We start from the raw sequence: 17203 nt of genomic DNA on the forward strand, positions 1-17203 counted from the left end.
CGGGCCTTTGGTTATTAGACGAAAGGATCGCAGCTATGAGCGAGAACGATTCCCAGCGTCCCCAGGATGCGGGCAACGCCGGCGAGACCCAGCAGCAGCCGCGCGTGCAGGTGGAGTCGACGCCTGCCGACGGCAACATTCCCTACGTACAGGCCTACGACACACAGACCGGCCAGCCGCTGGGCGGTCAGCAGGTTGTAAACAAGCACACGGTGGTCAAGACCAAGACCAAAAAGCTGCCGATCTTTATTACGGCGCTCGCCGGCTGCGCCTGCGGCGCCCTGCTGGTCATCGCGCTCATTATGAGTGGAACGCTCAACATTGGCGGCGGAAAGAATGTCGTGACGGCGGGTGCTTCGGGTTCATCGACGCAAAAGATTACGATCGACTCCGAGGACACCACGCTTGCCGAGGCCGTTTCTGCCAAGGCCCTGCCCTCCGTCGTTTCCATCACCGCCACTTCGAGCGGTAGCCAGAATGGCTCGCTTTCGCAGTCTGCCGACGAGTCGGATGGTTCGGGCAGCGTCGGTTCGGGCGTGGTGCTCGATACCGAGGGCCACATCCTCACCAACAACCATGTGGTCGATGGCTATGACCAGTACGTGGTTACCATGGACGACGGTACCACCTACGAGGCCGAGTTCGTGGGCAACGACGCCTCGAGCGACCTGGCCGTCATCAAGCTCAAGGATGCTGACGCCTCCAAGCTCACGCCGATCGAGATTGGTGATTCCTCCAAGCTCAACGTGGGCGAGTGGGTCATGGCGATCGGCTCGCCGTTCGGCAACGAGCAATCTGTCTCCACGGGCATTGTGTCGGCGCTGTATCGCTCCACGGCCATGAGTTCTACCAGCGGCAACACCATCTACGCCAACATGATCCAGACCGATGCCGCCATCAACCCGGGCAACTCCGGCGGCGCGCTCGTTAACGACAATGGCGAACTCGTGGGTATTAACTCTCTTATCGAGAGCTACTCGGGCTCCAGCTCGGGCGTGGGCTTTGCCATTCCGGTCAACTATGCCAAGAACATCGCCGACCAGATTATCGACGGCAAGACGCCGGTTCATCCATACCTGGGCGCCACGCTTTCGAGCGTCAACGCGCTCAACGCCCGCACTAACAATCTCGGCACCGATAGCGGCGCGTATGTGGCAAGTGTCGTCGAGGACGGTCCTGCCGCCAAGGCTGGCATCCAAGAGGGCGATGTTATCACCAAGCTGGGTGACGATGAGATTACGAGCGCCGATGGCCTGATTATCGCGCTGCGCAGCCACGAGGTGGGCGAGAAGGTCGAGATCACGCTCGTGCGCGGCAAGGAAGAGAAAAAGGTCACGGTCGAGCTGGGTTCTGATGAGGAGCTGCAGAACCAGCAGCAGAACGACAGCGCGACCGACACCGGCAACGGCGGCATTACCGACGAGCAACTGCGCCAGTACCTGGAAGAACTGCTGGGCCAACAGGGTCAGGGGCAAGGCTACGGTCAGGGTTTCTAACGAGCTGTATCGCACATATCGAAGCCAGAGGGGCTGTTCCGCCAGCGCGGGACAGCCCCTCTTCTCTTATTGATCCGTTGGGGACGGAGGAAAACGGATCATTTAGAAATGGCAAGGGCATGGTTCGGAAGGGCTTGGACAGTTAGTTCAGATTTGTATAAAACGGGTGCGGTCAGAGGCGTGTTTTGAGCGGTTTTGAAATGAAAGACGGGCCGAGATGGGTGTCTCGAAGACGGAAGCAAACCTAATTTGCCGTTCAGAACGATTGATTGGGGCGAAAAGCCGATATTTCAGCTCGATTCGGCGCGCGTAATTATACAAATCTGAACTAACTGTCCAACCCTGGTCCGGTCGCTGCCAATTCGGTGCGGTTTGAGACTGCTATTCGGCCCCATTGCGACCGGTGGTACTCTTGTATCCGTTTGAAATCGAGCGAAGGAGTGCCGCTATGGAGCAATCGAGCCTGTTTGGTGACGGCGTGGACATCGATACCGAAACGCCAGCGAGCACGGATACCGCCGCACCGGCCGATACCCGTGCCCAGGCGGCAGCGCGCGCGGCTGAGTTGCGCCACGAGCTCGACTACCATGCTTACCGCTACTACATGCTCGATGCGCCCGAGATCACGGACGCCGCCTTTGACAAAATGCTCGTTGAGCTGCAGGAAATCGAGGCTACCTACCCCGACCTGGTGACGCCCGACAGCTATACCCAGCGCGTGGGCGGCTACGTGAGCGAGCAGTTTACGCCGGTCACGCACATGGCGCGCATGTATTCCATGGACGATGCCATGGATCTGGACGAGCTCGACGCTTGGCTCCAGCGCACCGAGGATGCGCTCGGCGCCGGTAGCGTCACCTATACCTGTGAGCTTAAGATCGACGGTCTGGGCGTCGCGCTTACCTACCAAAACGGCACCTTTGTGCGCGCCGCCACGCGCGGTGACGGCACCACGGGCGAGGACGTGTCGCTCAATGTCCGTACCATCAAGGATGTGCCCATGCACCTGTCCGAGCCGGCGCTCGCTCACATGGGCGCCGACCGCGAGCGCACCATCGAAGTGCGCGGCGAGGTGTACATGCCCAAGGGCAGCTTTGTTCGTCTGAATGAAGAGGCCGATGCCGAGGGCCGCGACCCCTTCGCCAACCCGCGCAACGCCGCTGCCGGATCCTTGCGTCAGAAGGATCCCAAGGTCACGGCGCGCCGCGACCTGGCCACCTTTATCTATGCCATCGCCGATACCGACCCGCTGCACGTCCACAGCCAGCGCGAGTTTCTGGACTGGTTGCGTAGCGCCGGCTTTAGCGTCAACCCCAACGTGGCTCGTTGCGCCACGCCGGCCGAGGTCCACGAGTTCTGCGCCCAGGCGCTCGAGCACCGCGGCGACCTGGATTACGACATCGACGGCGTGGTCGTAAAGGTTGACAGCTTCCAGCAGCAGCTCGACCTGGGCTTTACCGCTCGCGCACCACGCTGGGCCATTGCCTTTAAGTTTCCGCCCGAGGAAAAGCAGACCATCCTGCGCGAAATTCGCATCCAGGTGGGCCGCACCGGTGTGCTCACGCCGGTCGCCGAGTTCGACCCGGTGACGGTTGCCGGCTCCACCATCGCGCGCGCCACGCTGCACAACATCGACGAGATCCGCCGCAAAAACGTGCGCGAGGGCGACACCATCATCGTGCACAAGGCGGGCGACGTTATCCCCGAGGTCGTGGGTCCGGTGCTCGACAAGCGCCCGGCCGATTCGGTCGACTGGCATATGCCCGAGGTCTGCCCCGTGTGCGGCAGCCCCGTGGTCCACGAGGATGGCGAGGTGGCTTACCGCTGCGTGTCCATCGACTGCCCCGCACAGCTCAAGGAGCGCCTGCTCCACTGGGTGAGCCGCGGCTGCATGGACGTCGATGGCCTAGGCGACGAGATCGTCGACAAGATGATCGCCGCCGGCCTGATTCACGACGTCGCAGACTTCTACCAGCTCACGGTCGACGACATCGCCGGCCTGGACACGGGGCGCACCTATGCCAGCTCCAACAGCAGAAAGGGCGTTAAGAAGGGCGACCCCATTCCGGTAGGCCTCAAGACGGCCGAGAAAATCATCGCCGAGCTCAACAAGTCCAAGAGTCAGCCGCTCGGTCGCGTGCTGTTTGCCCTGGGCATCCGTCACGTGGGCAAGAGCGTGGGCGAGGTCATCGCCGAGCGATTCCTGTCGATTGACAAGCTTATCTTGGCGAGCGAAGAGGATATTGCCGAGTGCGAGGGCATCGGCCCCAAGATTGCGGCGAGCGTCAAGCAGTTCCTGGCCGTGCCCGAGAACCTTGCCGTCCTGGAACGTCTGCGCCAGGCGGGCCTGTCGCTCGAGGTCGATTTGGACGCCGCGCACGCGCAAGCCGCAGCCGACGCTGGCGTGGCAGGCGAGCTCGCCGACGCACAGCCGCTCGCGGGTCTGACCTTCGTGCTCACCGGCACGCTCGTCAACCGCACGCGCGACGAGGCGGGCGCGGCGCTCAAGGTGCTCGGCGCCAAGGTTTCGGGCAGCGTATCAAAGAAGACGAGCTATCTGGTTGCCGGTCCCAAAGCGGGTTCCAAGCTTACCAAGGCCGAGCAGCTGGGTGTGCCCGTGCTGGACGAGGACGCGCTCGAGCAGATCTTGGCTACCGGTGAGGTGCCCCAGGCTTAAGGCATCAATAGTCAAATTGAAGAACCGCCCGAAAGCGCGATGCCTTCCGGGCGGTTCTTACTTTGTTGGGGAAACCGGCATCGTGATCTGCGTCACGTAGGTCGCGGGGTCGTCGCTGATGATGTCGTCAATGAGGGCGATTTCGCGTTGCCCCGCTACGCTGCTAACTTGTCAAAAGCCCCGCGCCGGTTGAGCACGGTAAACGCGACAACACAGATGACTGCCGACAGAATCGACCCGCACGGCGAGGCGATGCCCATGGGAAACAGCGTGTCGGAATAGGCGTTCGACAGCAGCCACGCGCCCGGCACGCGAATGAGTGCCACGGCCAGCACGTTGTGCGCAAAGCCGATGTAGCTCTTGCCGTATGCAGCGAAAAAGCCGCTAAAGCAAATGTGGATGCCGGCAAAAATCGCGTCGAAAATGTAGCTGCGCATATAGCCGGTGCCGGCAGCGACTACTGCAGCGTCCTTGGCAAAAAAGCCAATAAACGCCGGCGCCACCAGCCACATCAGCACCGTGATCAGGCAGCCGTACACCACCGAGATAGTCATGGCGTCTTTGAGCACCTGACGCGCACGGTCGCCCTTGCCCGCGCCGGCGTTTTGCGCCGTGAGTGCGCTGACGGTGGCGCCCATGGAACTCGGTACAATGAACAAAAAGCTGATCATCTTTTCGACCAGGCCCACAGCGGCGGCGTCGACCAGGCCGCGATGGTTGGCGATGACGGTGATAAACATAAACGCCACCTGGATGCAGCCGTCCTGCACGGCCACGGGCACGCCGATCTTAAGGATGCCGCCGAGCACCTCGGGCTGGGGACGCAGGTCGCTACGCTTAACGTGGATGTTCGTACGGCGGCTCTTAAGCCACACGAGCGCGAGGGCAACGCTTGCCGTCTGGGCGGTTACCGTGCCGAGTGCCGCACCCACGGGGCCGAGCCCCAAGTGGCCGATAAACAGAAAATCGAGCGCGATGTTGATGATGCACGCCACGCCGATCACGTACATGGGCGAGCGCGAATCGCCTAGGCCGCGAAAGATGGCCGAGAGGATGTTGTATGCGGCGATAAACGGAATGCCGACAAAGCAGATGCGCAGGTAGGCGGCGGTTCCTTCGACTGCCTCGGCTGGCGTCCCAATAAGTGCCACGATCTGTGGGCACAGTGCGAGCAGGATGGCTGCCAGCACTACCGAGACACCCATAAACAGCGTGATGGTGTTGCCGATGACGGTCTCGGCGCGATCGAAGCGGCGCGAGCCCACGGCGTGGCCGACGATAACCGTCGTTCCCATGGCCAGACCCACGAGCGTCACGGTAATGATATAGAGCGTCTGCGCGCCATTGCCCACGGCGGTGATGCCGGCGGCACCGCTAAACTGCCCCATCATGTACAGGTCGGCCATGCCGTAGAGCATCTGCAAAAAGTACGAGAGCATATAGGGCAGGGCAAAGACCGCGATGGTCTTAAGGACATTGCCGCGTGTGAGGTCGTGTTCCATAGGTGGGGCTTTCTGGCTGGGTCTGTTTCCGTACCAGTGTAGTGAAAACCCTACAACGATTGTAGAGTCAAGGTTTGTGTGTTGAGGATGGGCTTGGAAAGCCGGTCTTGTTCGAAGCGACCTGTCCTGTCGTACGGGTGTCGGCATGATTCTCTCGTGGGGTATTATGTTTTTCGAAGAATAAAACGCCGCGTGAGGGGAGGGCTGCGTGGACGGGCACGTGCAGCATGACGGTTTTGGCCGCGATATCAACTACCTGCGCATTGCCGTTACCGACAAGTGCAATTTCCGCTGCATTTACTGCATGCCGGCCGATGGCGTGGCGCCCCGTGCACACGACGAGTTACTCAGCGCCGAGGAAATCGCCCGCTTTGTGCGCTTGGTGGCGGGGGAGGGCATTCGCCGCGTGCGCCTGACGGGCGGCGAGCCGCTGGTCAGCCGCCGTATTATTCCGCTTATTCGCGACATCCGCGCGATCCCTCAGATCGAGGACATCTCGCTCACCACCAACGGCGCCCTGCTGCCCAAGCTGGCGCCGCAGCTCAAAGATGCCGGGCTTAACCGCGTCAACATCTCGCTCGACACGCTCGACCCTACGCTCTTTGGAAAGATCACGCGCCTGGGTCGGCTCGAGCAGACCATGGCCGGCATCGACGCGGCGCTGGCTTGGGGCTTTGAGCCCGTTAAGGTCAACTGCGTTGTTGTGCGCCGGCTCAACCAGGATGTGGCGGCCCTCGCGCGGCTCACGCTCGACCGTCCCATTCACCTGCGCTTTATCGAATATATGCCCATCGGCGACGAGCACACGAGCTCGCATTGCGCTGTGGACCCGCATGCGCCCGCGCTCAATCCCGAGCTGTGGGACGCGAGCGATACCGTGCCGAGTGACGAGCTGCGGGCGCGCATCAATGCCAGGGCCACCGCGAGGGGACTGGGCGAGCTCGAGCCGCTCGACATCAACGACGCTCCTGCCGGCGCGGGCCCTGCGCGCTATTGGCGCTTTCCGGGCGCGGCGGGAACGGTTGGCTTTATTAGCGCCATGTCCAACCATTTTTGTGCGAATTGCAACCGTCTGCGCCTGACGGCCGATGGCAACGTGCGTCCATGCCTGTTTAGCGATGCCGAGTATTCGGTGCGCGACGACCTGCGCCGTGGTGATGATATGCAGGTACTTTCGATTTGGCGCGATGCCGTGGCCCACAAACCGCAGGAACACGCGATAATTGAGGGCACGCAACGATTTATGTCCCAAATCGGAGGATGATCATATGGCCAAGAGCAGGTACGCCGACGCCACCAAGGCCGCTCGCAGGGCCGCGATGTCTGCCCACAAAGTCACGGCAGCGGCGAATGCTGGCAATGCCGACGCGTCTGCGCAGCCGACTTCCAGCGCGGCCACCGAACCCGCCCGTGACGCCCGCCGCGACGAGCTGACGCACGTGGATGCCAAGGGCGAGGTGCGCATGGTCGATGTGTCCGACAAGGCCGAGACCCATCGCATCGCCATCGCCGAGGGCACCATCCTCATGCATCCCGAGACACAGGCCATGGTGCTGCAGGACCGCGCCAAAAAGGGCGACGTGCTTGCCTGCGCGCGCGTGGCGGGCATCATGGCCATCAAACGCACGAGCGACATCATTCCCATGTGCCATCCGTTGCTCATTACCAAGAGCAAGTGCGACATTGCGCCCATCGCTCCGGCGGGGACGCCGGCCGAGGATATGCCCGAGGGCTGGGCACCGGCGCGCGCGGACGGGCAGGTTGGCTTTCACGTACTGGTTACGGCCGGCGTGACGGGCAAGACGGGTATCGAGATGGAGGCCCTGACCGGCGCGAGTGCTGCGTGTCTAACGATCTATGACATGTGCAAGGCGGTTGATCGCGGTATGGAGATCGTCGACGTGCGCCTGTTGCACAAGGAGGGCGGCCGCTCGGGCGTGTGGGACCGCGCAGAGCGTCAGGCCGCTGCTGTTGAGGCCGTGGCCACTGACGGTGCCGCACCCGCGAGCGCACCCGTCGCCGTCGCGCCCGCAGCTCCGACACCGGCCGTCCCCGCGATCGCGTTTATCGGCTACCAGAACTCGGGCAAGACCACGCTCGTCGAGAAGGTCATTGCCGAGCTCACCCGTCGCGGCCTGCGCGTGGGATCGCTCAAGCATCACGGGCACCACGGCTTTGATATCGACGTGCCCGCTAAGGATACCTGGCGCCATCACCAGGCCGGATCCAAGCACGTGGGCCTCATCTGCGCCACGCGCTGGGCGGAGTACGCCGACACGCGCGAGGAGGACGAGATGCCCGCGCGCGAGCTGCTGTCGCGTTACAACGATGTCGACGTGGTGATCATCGAGGGCTACAAGACCGAGGATTTCGACAACATCGTGGTCGCGCGCTCCGGTGTCGACCGCCTGCGCGGCAAGAGCTCGCTCGACCTGGTCGACGGCCGCACGCTGGCCCTTGCCTGCAACGAAGCCCTGGCACGTCAGGCCTTCGACGCAGGCTTTGCGACCCGGGCCATCAACATCAACGACGCCCGCGCCATCTGCGACCTTATCCAAGACCACCTTTAAGGCTTGGCGCTGAACCTGCCAAAAAGGGACAGGTTTATTTTGGCAGGTTCTATCTGGGCAAACGTCATTTCCACCACAAAGGGGCCAGGCACCTTTGTGGTGGTTTTTGCTTTGGTAGATTTTTGTGACATGCCTTACAATCTACCAAGTAGTTCATGACGGGCGAAAAACGGAGAGAAGGGTCCTGATGCGTCCTTAATGTTTCATGCGGATAGATTGATTTGACAGACGGCGACGAATGTCCACCGCCCGTATTCGTATGAAACGAGGAGTCTCCGTGCTCGTATCTCTTCTCTCAAAACCTCACCCTTCGCTGTCCGCGCAGGCTAAGCACCTGGTGGCAATGCGCTTCCTCATATATACCGGCTTTCAGACCAGCTACTTCATCGGCGTCATCGGAACACCCACCTATGCGGACGGCGCTTCGGTCGTTGCGACATCGCTGGCCGTCTTGTTTATGAACGTCTTCGTGATGCTGGGATCCTTTGCGGGTGGAGCGGCGCTTGACGCTTGGGGTCCGTGCCGGCATTTCCGGGCGAGTATCTTCGGCACGTTGGCAACCGGCGCGGCGATTATCGCCTTTGGCAGCGCGACCGGAACAGTCCTTGCCGGCGCGGTGCTCCTGGGCTTTGTGATAGGATTCGCCCAGCCCGTCGCCACGTCCTATCCGGCGTATCTCACCGACGACCCCGTCGAGCTCAAAGACATCAACTCCGCCATCGCCATGCTCTCCAACGTGAGCATTATCGTCGGCCCCACACTGGGCGGCTTTGTCGCGGCGGCTGCATCGTCACACGCGGTGTTTTTGCTCATGATGATCTTTACCGTACTGGCGCTCGTCGCCGGTTGGGGCTTTAGGCCGCAAGCAGGTCGCGTCGCCGCGCGCGAAAGTGCTCCCGCGGATAGCAGCACAACGGCAAGTACTGCCATTCAAAGCTCCGACTCCAATAAATCCACCCGCGCCACTTTCGTGACCAGCATCAAGACAGTCTTTACCAACAGCGTCCTCGCCCTACTGTTCTGCATTATTTTCCTTTCGAACTTTGGCTATGGCGCCTTCGATCCACTGGAGTCATTCTTCTACCGTGATGTTCTGCATGTCGGTGTCGAGTGGATGGGCTGGCTCTCGTCCGCCTGCGGCGTGGGCGCGGTGCTGGGCGCCGTGGTCGCGCTCCGCTTGCCGCCGCACCTGGTCAACCTTAAGACGCTGCTTGTGGCGCTTCTGTCCGTGGGCCTGGGAAGTTTGCTCTATGTGGGGACACCGTACGTGGGCGTAGCCCTTGTCGGCCAGATTGCCCTGGGCGTGGCCTGGGGCATCGTCAACCCGCTCCACAACACGATCGTGCAAACGACGGCCCCGCTCGAACAGCTCGGCCGCGTCAACTCGGTCATGGGCTTTGGCAACATGTTCGCCGGCGTGGCGCCGCTGGCGATTGCCCCGTGGCTGGCGGCGACGTTTGGCGTGCAGCAGACGCTCATCGGGGCGGGTATGGTCGTGACGGCGGTTCCCGCGGCACTGCTGCTGTTTGGACGCCGGCATTTGGATCGTGCCGCAAAGCAGTAAAAACCATCACAACATTCGATGAAAATCGCGATTTTGCCGAATAACGTCGAATGTTGTGATGGTTTGCGCCCCGGGTCATGCCATCCTGCGGATCTGGCCGCCACAAAGGGGGCAGTTCACAGGCACCTTTGTGGCGGTTTTTGCTATGGACGGTTCGGTTTCGCTGCAGAACCGCCAGCCTGCCGCCTGCCAACCGCCGCCCTCGTTACGTTTTCGCTGCATTTGGGTAAAGCGCCTGCTCCAAGCCGGCGTTGCCTTGTATACTAGAGCGGTTTAACTGTTATGCGGAAGGGAGCGCCTATGGCACTCAGCGAGAAAGACGTGCGCGGTATCGCCGAGTACGCAAAGATCGCACTGACCGATGATGAGCTCGCCCAGATGACGTCCTACATGAACGATGCCGTCCAGATGCTCGAGCCCGTCTTGCAATATGACTTGCCCGACGTGGAGCCCACGTTCCATCCCATCGGAAGCCTGTCCAACGTGATGGGCGATGACCTGCGCGAGCCCGAGCGCGACCTGCCGCTCGACGTCGCGCTCGAAAACGCCGGCAGCGCGCGCGACCGCTACTTCCGCGTGCCGTCCATTTTGGGAGAGGGGGAGAGCGAGTAATGGCGCAGAGCTTCGATTCCCTTACCGCTGTCCAGATTGCCGCGGGCGTTGCCGCTGGCGACTTTACCGCTACCGAGGTGGCCCAGGCCTCCCTTGCCGCCATCGAGGCGCGCGAGGGCGGGGTCCAGGCATTCCTGCAGGTGGCGCCCGAGCTTGCGCTCGAGGCCGCCGCGCGCGTGGATGCCGATCGTGCCGCAGGCAAGCCGCTGCCCCCGCTTGCGGGCGTGCCGCTGGCCATCAAGGACAACATGAACCTTGTGGGCACGCGCACCACCTGCGCTTCCCGCATGCTCGAGAACTACCAGAGCGTCTACACCGCCACCTGCGTCCAGCGCATGCTCGATGCCGGCTGCCTGCCCATGGGCAAGGCCAACATGGACGAGTTTGCCTTTGGCAGCTCCACCGAGAGCTCGGCGTTCCACCGCACCAACAACCCCTGGGATACCGAGCGCGTGCCCGGCGGCTCCTCGGGCGGCTCCGCTGCCGCCGTCGCCGCGGGCGAGGTCGCGCTCTCGCTGGGCTCGGACACCGGCGGCTCCATTCGCCAGCCGGCGTCGCTGTGCGGCGTGGTGGGCTTTAAGCCCACATATGGCGCCGTGAGCCGTTACGGCGTGGTCGCCTTTGGCTCGTCGCTCGACCAGGTGGGCCCCTTCGGCCGCACGGTCGAGGATGTCGCGCTGGCCATGAACGCGCTTACCGGTGCGGGCCACGATCCCTACGACTGCACCAGCCAGGATTGCGCCGTCGATTTTACCGAGCATCTCAACGACAGCATCGAGGGTAAGCGCGTGGGTATCATCCCCGCGTTTATGGAGGCCGAGGGCCTGACGTCCGAGGTCAAGGCCGCTGTTCAGCGCGCCGCCCAGGAGCTGCAGAACCAGGGCGCCGAGCTGGTCGAGGTCGACCTGCCGCACCTGGATGCCGCCATCGCCGCCTACTACGTCATCGGCCCGGCCGAGGCGTTCTCCAACCTGGCCCGCTTCGACGGTATTCGCTACGGCTATCAGGAGGAGGGCTGCGCCAACCTGTCCGACCAGAGCTCGCTGTCGCGCGCCCACGGCTTTGGCGCCGAGGCCAAGCGCCGTCAGATGCTCGGCGCCTACCTGCTGAGCTCGGGCGTGTACGACAAGTACTACTACGCTGCGCAAAAGGCCCGCACGCTCATCACGCAGGACTACGACACCGCGTATGCCAAGGTGGACACCATCCTCATGCCCGCCTCGCCGCGCACGGCCTTTAAGTTTGGCGAGATCAGCGACCCCACGCAGATGTACCTCTCCGACCTGTACACCATCTCGCTCAACATTTGCGGCAACGGTGGTATCTCGGTGCCGCTGGGCTTGGGCGAGGATACTCAGCTGCCCGTTTCTGCCCAGCTGGTGGGTCCGGCGTTTAAGGACCGTCAGCTGCTCACGTTTGCCCGCGCCCTGGAGCGCGGCTTTGCCGATGCCGCCACGGGTGCGCCCGCGCTTTCCGTCGCACCCGATTTTGCCGGGAAGGGAGGCGAGCTGTAATGAAGGAGCTTTCCGAGGTCCTGCAGGATTGGGAGGCCGTGATCGGCCTGGAGATTCATACCGAGCTCACCGCACTCGATACCAAGATGTTCTGCAACTGCAAGCTCAGCCACGATGACGAGCCCAACGCCAACGTGTGTCCGGTGTGCTTGGGCCTGCCCGGCGCCCTGCCGGTGCCCAACAGGCGCGCCATCGAGAGCATCGTTAAGGCCGGCCTCGCCACCAACTGCGAGATCCAGCGCCACTCGATGTTCTACCGCAAGCACTACTTCTATCCCGATATGGCCAAGAACTTCCAGACCACGCAGGGTCCGGTCGCCTTTGCCATGTACGGTCACCTGGACCTGGACGTGACTGGTCGCGGCGCTGCAGAGCGCCCCGATTGTGCGTTTGGCGAGGCCGAGGCCCAGAGCCTGGCGAGCGCCTCGGCCAACGCCGAGGGCCTGTCCACGTCCATGACGTCGACCATGCGCGAGGGCAATCAGCGTGCCGGCCATCTGGCCAGCTATGACGCGTCCAACCTGCAGATGCCCGAGCGTCGCGAGGACGGTTCCTACACGGTGCCCATCCGCATTCTGCGCATCCACATGGAGGAGGACGCTGCCAAGATGGTGCACGTGGGCGGTGCCGAGGGCCGCATTACCGCCGCTGCCGAGTCGCTCGTCGACTACAACCGCTGCGGCACGCCTTTGATCGAGCTCGTCACCGAGCCCGACTTGCGTACGCCTGAGGAGGCTCGCCTGTTTATGGAAAAGCTCCGTCGCATCTTTGTGACGCTGGGCATTTCGGACTGCTCGATGGAGAAGGGTTCCATGCGCTGCGACGGCAACGTGTCGCTGCGCCGCCGCGGTGAGACCAAGCTGGGTACCAAAACCGAGCTTAAGAACCTCAACTCGTTTAAGAGCCTGCACGACGGCCTTGCCTACGAGATTTGCCGCCAGGCCGAGGTGCTCGAGGAGGGCGGCATTATCTATCAGGAGACCCGCCACTGGGAGCCCAGCCGCAAGCGCACCGTGGTCATGCGTGTGAAGGAGACGGCCGACGACTATCGTCTGTTCCCCGACCCCGACTTGGCGCCGTTCGATCTGGACGACGAGTTCATCGATCGCTGCCGAGGTGAGATTCCCGAGCTGCCCGATACCAAGCGCGCCCGTTTTGAGGCCGATTTTGGCATTAAGGCGGCCGATGCCGAGCAAATCGCCGGTGACCCGGAGTTTGCCGAGTTCTTTGAGGCCTCCGCTGCCGGTATGGCTGGCAAGGAGGCCCAGACGGTTGCAAACTTGCTGGTGAACGAGATGATCGCCTACCTTAAGGGCGCGGGCGTGTCGCTCGCCGAGTCCGGCATCGCGCCGGCTCAGGTGGCAGCGCTTGCCAAGCTGCTGGCGACCGATGCCATCAGCTCCAACCAGGCTCACGAAGTCTTTGAGGCCATGGCCCAGACCGGCGACGACCCCAACAAGATCGTCGACGAGCGCGGTATGCGTCAGGTGAGTGATGCCGGCGCGCTGCAGCCGATTGTGGACGAGGTGCTGGCAAACTGTGCCGAGCAGGCACAGCAGTATCGTGACGGCAACCAGAAGGTCATCGGCTTTTTGGTGGGCCAGTGCATGAAGGCGAGTCGCGGCAAGGGTAACCCAAAGCTCTTCAACGAGTTGCTGAGAACCTCGCTCTCGTAAGCGGGAACCGAGGGGCCGGGCGCAGGGCCTTGCCTCTCAATTTCGGACAGTCCTGACTCACGACGGAGGCGCCACTGGCGCCTCCTGTTCGTGCGGAACTCATTGAGAGGCAAGGCCCTGCGCCCGGCCCCTCGGTTCCGTGGCGACTCGGCCGTTCTGGTCAGTCGGGCTGAATGGAATTTGGTGAATGAGGGTGCCGTTGGCACCCTCATTTTTTTGTGGATGTGGCGCAGGGACGGTCCCTTGGTCACATTTTTGGGCTGTGGAAAGCGAAGCTTAATACTTTTCCCGAGAAGTGAACGACCTTATTTGGACCTCTGAAGCATCGACACTATTTGGACGCTGTTTCCTGCGGTTTTGCCGAGTTTTCCCTGCGGTTTTGTTACTAAAAAATGCGGATGCTTCAGGGGTCCGATTTTGCTCGTTCACTTCTCGGGAAAAGTATTAGACCTCGATTTGCTGGGACGGGGGAGAGTCTTTCTTGGATGCCGGAGATGTACGTTGTGGCAGACGGATTGTCGAAAGTCGGCCGGTCTGCACCCTAAGATTTCCAGAAAGTTAACCATTTTTGACCTTAATAGTTAGTCCTTCTTAACTATTATCCAAAAGGGTGCTCATGCAAACTTATTCACTTGGGTGCTGAGGCACCGTGCCGTGTCCAATGCGGCAAAAGGGAGAAGCAACATGAAGAAGCCGACGTTTAACACCCTGCTTGTCGGTGGCGGTTTTCTGCTTGGTACGGCTGGCATCAAGCTGCTCGCCAGCGCTCCGGTAAAGAATGCCTGCGTGCAGGGCATTGCGTGCGGCATGCTACCGTCGAGTACATCGTGGCGCACGGCATCGCTTCGTCCATCGAAGGGCGTCGCGCCATCATCGGTTCCGCGCACTTTGACCGATACGGATCTTGCTGCGATCGTGCGCCTGCGCCGTATGAGCCAGGGCCTCGTTGATCGTCTGACGAGCTCCTACTCTAAGGTGATGCTCACCAACTCGGCGCTCTTGGCACTGGGCAGTACCGGCGCGATTGCCTCGCAGGCATCGTCGCTGCTGCACAACGGCTCGACGATCGCCTACAGCCCGAGCAACGCGAAGGCTTACCTGCGTTAGCAGACGTGTTTGCCCACGTTATCTGGCCTGCGCCCAGACGGCATCGGTGTCGTCCGGGCGCAGGCCTTGTGCATCTGACCCCAATTGATAGCGTCTCTATATAGTGTTGCTATCGAGGATAGCAATTGAAGGGAGCGAGAGCGCCGTGGGTGCTGCTAGCGGCATGGCGCAGGTGAACGTTCGCGTGGATCGCCAGGTCAAGAACCGTGCCGAGGAGGCGCTGCGGATTTCGGGCGGGATACTGTCCGAGCTCATCAAAAAGGTGGTGGCCAAGGTTGCGCAGGGTGGCGGTTCGTGCGAAGAGGTGTTGTCGGCCGTTGAAGACCAACTGCCTAGTGCTGGTGCCACCTCGCCGTTTGTCGCATCATGGGCGGCGGTGGATCGGCTTTACGCGGACCTGGGCATCGATACATCATCTGCGTCTGATGACCGCAGCTGGGACACAATCTATCCCGAAGCCATGGATGAGCATTATCGCCAAAAGGGGATGATCCTGTGAGTGGAGGCCCCCTTAAGATCATGGTGGACGCCAACGTATGGGTCGATTCGTTTTGCGCCGACCATACCGAGTCGCTTGCCGCGCGCGCGTTTATTGGGCAGGCGACGGAGGCGGGGGTATTGCTGTTCTTTCCGGTGCATATCGCCAAGGACGTGCTGTACGTTGTCCAACACGAGCTGAAGCATAGCGTTCTTGCCGGCGGGGGAGCGCTCGACGAGGCATCTGTCCGTGCAATTGGCGATGCGGCGTTGGCGTTTGTTCGGAACATGACCGAAAACGCCACGGCCGTGGGTGCAGATGCATCCGATCTGTGGCTAGCCGACAAATACTTAGCGCTCCATCGCGATTACGAGGACAACTTGGTGCTCGCCGCGTGCAAGCGCGCGCAGATCGATTACTTGGTGACCAACAATCGCAAGCTGTTCGAACATGCCGATCTTGCAGCAAAGACCCCGCGCCAAATGATGCCGATTCTAGCTTTGGCCGAACGTGGTGGCGCGGCTATCGGTTAGCGCGAACTGTTTGCGTGGCCTTCGGAACGTCGGCGCTCAGAAGGCCACGCATCCTTTAATTACAAAAGCGCTGCCTTGATGACGGGAGCTTCGACGAGCTTCTCGGCGGCCTTTTCGTCGGAATCGTTTAGTGCTGCTAGGCTGCGGTAGACCCACTCGTTGACCTGGGTGTTCTTGACGCCTGCGGTCTGCATAAGGGCGCCTACCTCGCGGATTGCTGCGAGCAGATCGGCTTTGGGACCCGCGAGCTCGACCTCGATGCCGTGGTAGGCGGCCACGCCGCGGTTCTCGCTCACGTGGTCGATAAAGCCCGCGACGGTCTCAAACTGCTGGGCGAGAGCTGCATCATCGTCAGCGTCCAGCGCAACAAGGGCGTTCGATACCGTGAGGGCGGGATGTCCACAGGGGACAAAGCCTTCGATGACATCCATGGCTTCGGTAATGGTCGAGCCCAGGCCTGCGAGGGCATTGATGAGTTGCTGCTTGGTATCCATAACGGTCCTTTCGACGGGTCAATTTTGCTTGGCGAAAATATACGTGACGTGTTCAGTGGCAAAAATGCGAAGTATGGTGCACATTAGGGTCTTCACAGCTCGTGCATAGAGCAGCTGTCTGCCTTTAGAACGTGGTAAGATAGCTATTCACGAGCGGGGTTTACCCCGCGTGTTCCTTGAAAAGTCGACGGTTATCGGGTGTTTGCAGGCCCGATACCATCCAGACTTTCCCAACATTCGGGGGCGACTGGTTTCGACACGATAGCTCTGAGAGAGGAAGCAAGCCGAGGTCTCCTCGCCTCGTTAAACAGGGGTACCGTCAAATTGAATTGACAACAACTCTTCTTTTGAGCCTATGGCTCTCGCTGCTTAGTTTATAGCGGCGCGTCAACCCGGTGATTTCCCCGACACCGGCGCGACGTCATGTTAGGGGAATGCTCCCGCGCACGTAATCGGTATGGCGCGGGCTAAGACCGAACCGGTTGGGATGCCGCGAGCGTGTCGCTGCGCGCAAAGCGTCCGAGACTAAACCAGCGACTGAGCTTGGAGATGCCAATCAGGGGGCTTTCGTGGACCGGAGTTCGATTCTCCGCGCCTCCACCAATAGCTACAGGCAGGTAGGTAAACGCACCTACCTGCTTTTTTATTACTTATAGATACCGCGGAGAATCGAACTCTATGCAGGGCGCGGGCGTAAAGAAAACGCGTAAGCGTTTTTAGCCCGCGGGCGAGGACGCCGGCAGGCGGCCGAAGCCGGTGCGGATTTGCGAAGCAAATACGCGGATTCTCCGCGCAAAGCCTCGACCCTATATAGATGCGATGCCGATCGGATGACAGCCGGCAACGCCCTGCACCAGCGTCATCCCCGCACCGCGGAGAATCGAACTCTATGCAGGGCGCGGGCGTAAAGAAAACGCGTAAGCGTTTTTAGCCCGCGGGCGAGGACGCCGGCAGGCGGCCGAAGCCGGTGCGGATTTGCG

Annotated in this window: 13 protein-coding genes and 1 other RNA gene; 12 read left to right on the forward strand and 2 right to left on the reverse strand. The window is 61.6% G+C overall.

The features are described from left to right. Nucleotides 1-35: 35 nt before the first annotated feature. Together ACTNBY_RS08240 and ligA are read left to right on the forward strand one after the other, a co-directional pair. The gene (locus tag ACTNBY_RS08240; RefSeq protein WP_427794169.1) at nt 36-1496 is read left to right on the forward strand and encodes a S1C family serine protease; all 1461 of its coding nucleotides are present in this window, start codon (nt 36-38) and stop codon (nt 1494-1496) included. 448 nt (nt 1497-1944) lie between these two features. After that, nucleotides 1945-4173 (forward strand): NAD-dependent DNA ligase LigA, encoded by a 2229-nt coding sequence (ligA, locus tag ACTNBY_RS08245; RefSeq protein WP_441064105.1) that lies wholly within the window; start codon nt 1945-1947, stop codon nt 4171-4173. Nucleotides 4174-4328: 155 nt separating this feature from the next. Here the strand turns inward: ligA and ACTNBY_RS08250 are convergent, their stop codons facing one another. Continuing rightward, entirely contained in the window at nt 4329-5675 is a 1347-nt protein-coding gene (locus tag ACTNBY_RS08250) for an MATE family efflux transporter (protein WP_441064107.1), read from the reverse strand. Nucleotides 5676-5883: 208 nt separating this feature from the next. Here ACTNBY_RS08250 and moaA point away from each other — a divergent pair, with 208 nt between their 5' ends. The 9 genes from moaA (at nt 5884) to ACTNBY_RS08295 (ending at nt 15729) form a co-directional block, all read left to right on the forward strand. Next, the gene (gene moaA, locus ACTNBY_RS08255; protein WP_441064108.1) at nt 5884-6939 is read left to right on the forward strand and encodes a GTP 3',8-cyclase MoaA; all 1056 of its coding nucleotides are present in this window, start codon (nt 5884-5886) and stop codon (nt 6937-6939) included. A 4-nt stretch (nt 6940-6943) separates the two neighbouring features. Further along, a complete protein-coding gene (gene mobB, locus ACTNBY_RS08260; protein WP_441064109.1) occupies nt 6944-8245 on the forward strand; it encodes a molybdopterin-guanine dinucleotide biosynthesis protein B in 1302 nt (433 codons plus the stop codon). A gap of 277 nt (nt 8246-8522) precedes the next feature. Further along, entirely contained in the window at nt 8523-9809 is a 1287-nt protein-coding gene (locus ACTNBY_RS08265; protein ID WP_441064110.1) for an MFS transporter, read from the forward strand. A gap of 300 nt (nt 9810-10109) precedes the next feature. Further along, nucleotides 10110-10421 (forward strand): Asp-tRNA(Asn)/Glu-tRNA(Gln) amidotransferase subunit GatC, encoded by a 312-nt coding sequence (gene gatC, locus ACTNBY_RS08270; RefSeq protein ID WP_035136890.1) that lies wholly within the window; start codon nt 10110-10112, stop codon nt 10419-10421. Then, nucleotides 10421-11935 carry an Asp-tRNA(Asn)/Glu-tRNA(Gln) amidotransferase subunit GatA gene (gene gatA, locus ACTNBY_RS08275; protein ID WP_427728665.1) on the forward strand — a complete coding sequence of 505 codons (1515 nt, stop codon included), beginning with the start codon at nt 10421-10423 and terminating at the stop codon, nt 11933-11935. Before gatC ends, gatA begins: the two co-directional genes overlap by 1 nt. Then, nucleotides 11935-13611: an Asp-tRNA(Asn)/Glu-tRNA(Gln) amidotransferase subunit GatB gene (gatB, locus tag ACTNBY_RS08280; protein WP_441064111.1), complete on the forward strand. Its 1677-nt coding sequence runs from the start codon at nt 11935-11937 to the stop codon at nt 13609-13611. Before gatA ends, gatB begins: the two co-directional genes overlap by 1 nt. Before the next feature lie 684 nt (nt 13612-14295). Further along, nucleotides 14296-14718, forward strand: a complete 423-nt coding sequence (locus ACTNBY_RS08285; protein ID WP_441064113.1) for a hypothetical protein — start codon at nt 14296-14298, stop codon at nt 14716-14718. Between the two features lie 145 nt (nt 14719-14863). After that, a complete protein-coding gene (locus ACTNBY_RS08290; protein WP_441064115.1) occupies nt 14864-15217 on the forward strand; it encodes a hypothetical protein in 354 nt (117 codons plus the stop codon). Beyond that, complete coding sequence (locus ACTNBY_RS08295) at nt 15214-15729, forward strand: type II toxin-antitoxin system VapC family toxin (protein WP_441064117.1); 516 nt, start codon at nt 15214-15216, stop codon at nt 15727-15729. Before ACTNBY_RS08290 ends, ACTNBY_RS08295 begins: the two co-directional genes overlap by 4 nt. A gap of 59 nt (nt 15730-15788) precedes the next feature. Here the strand turns inward: ACTNBY_RS08295 and ACTNBY_RS08300 are convergent, their stop codons facing one another. Beyond that, entirely contained in the window at nt 15789-16223 is a 435-nt protein-coding gene (locus ACTNBY_RS08300; RefSeq protein WP_441016416.1) for a hypothetical protein, read from the reverse strand. Nucleotides 16224-16462: 239 nt separating this feature from the next. Here ACTNBY_RS08300 and ssrA point away from each other — a divergent pair. After that, nucleotides 16463-16826: a transfer-messenger RNA gene (gene ssrA, locus ACTNBY_RS08305) on the forward strand. Nucleotides 16827-17203: the final 377 nt, after the last annotated feature.

Origin of the sequence: Collinsella sp. HCP28S3_E12, assembly GCF_052065595.1 — a bacterium.
GTDB lineage: Bacteria > Actinomycetota > Coriobacteriia > Coriobacteriales > Coriobacteriaceae > Collinsella.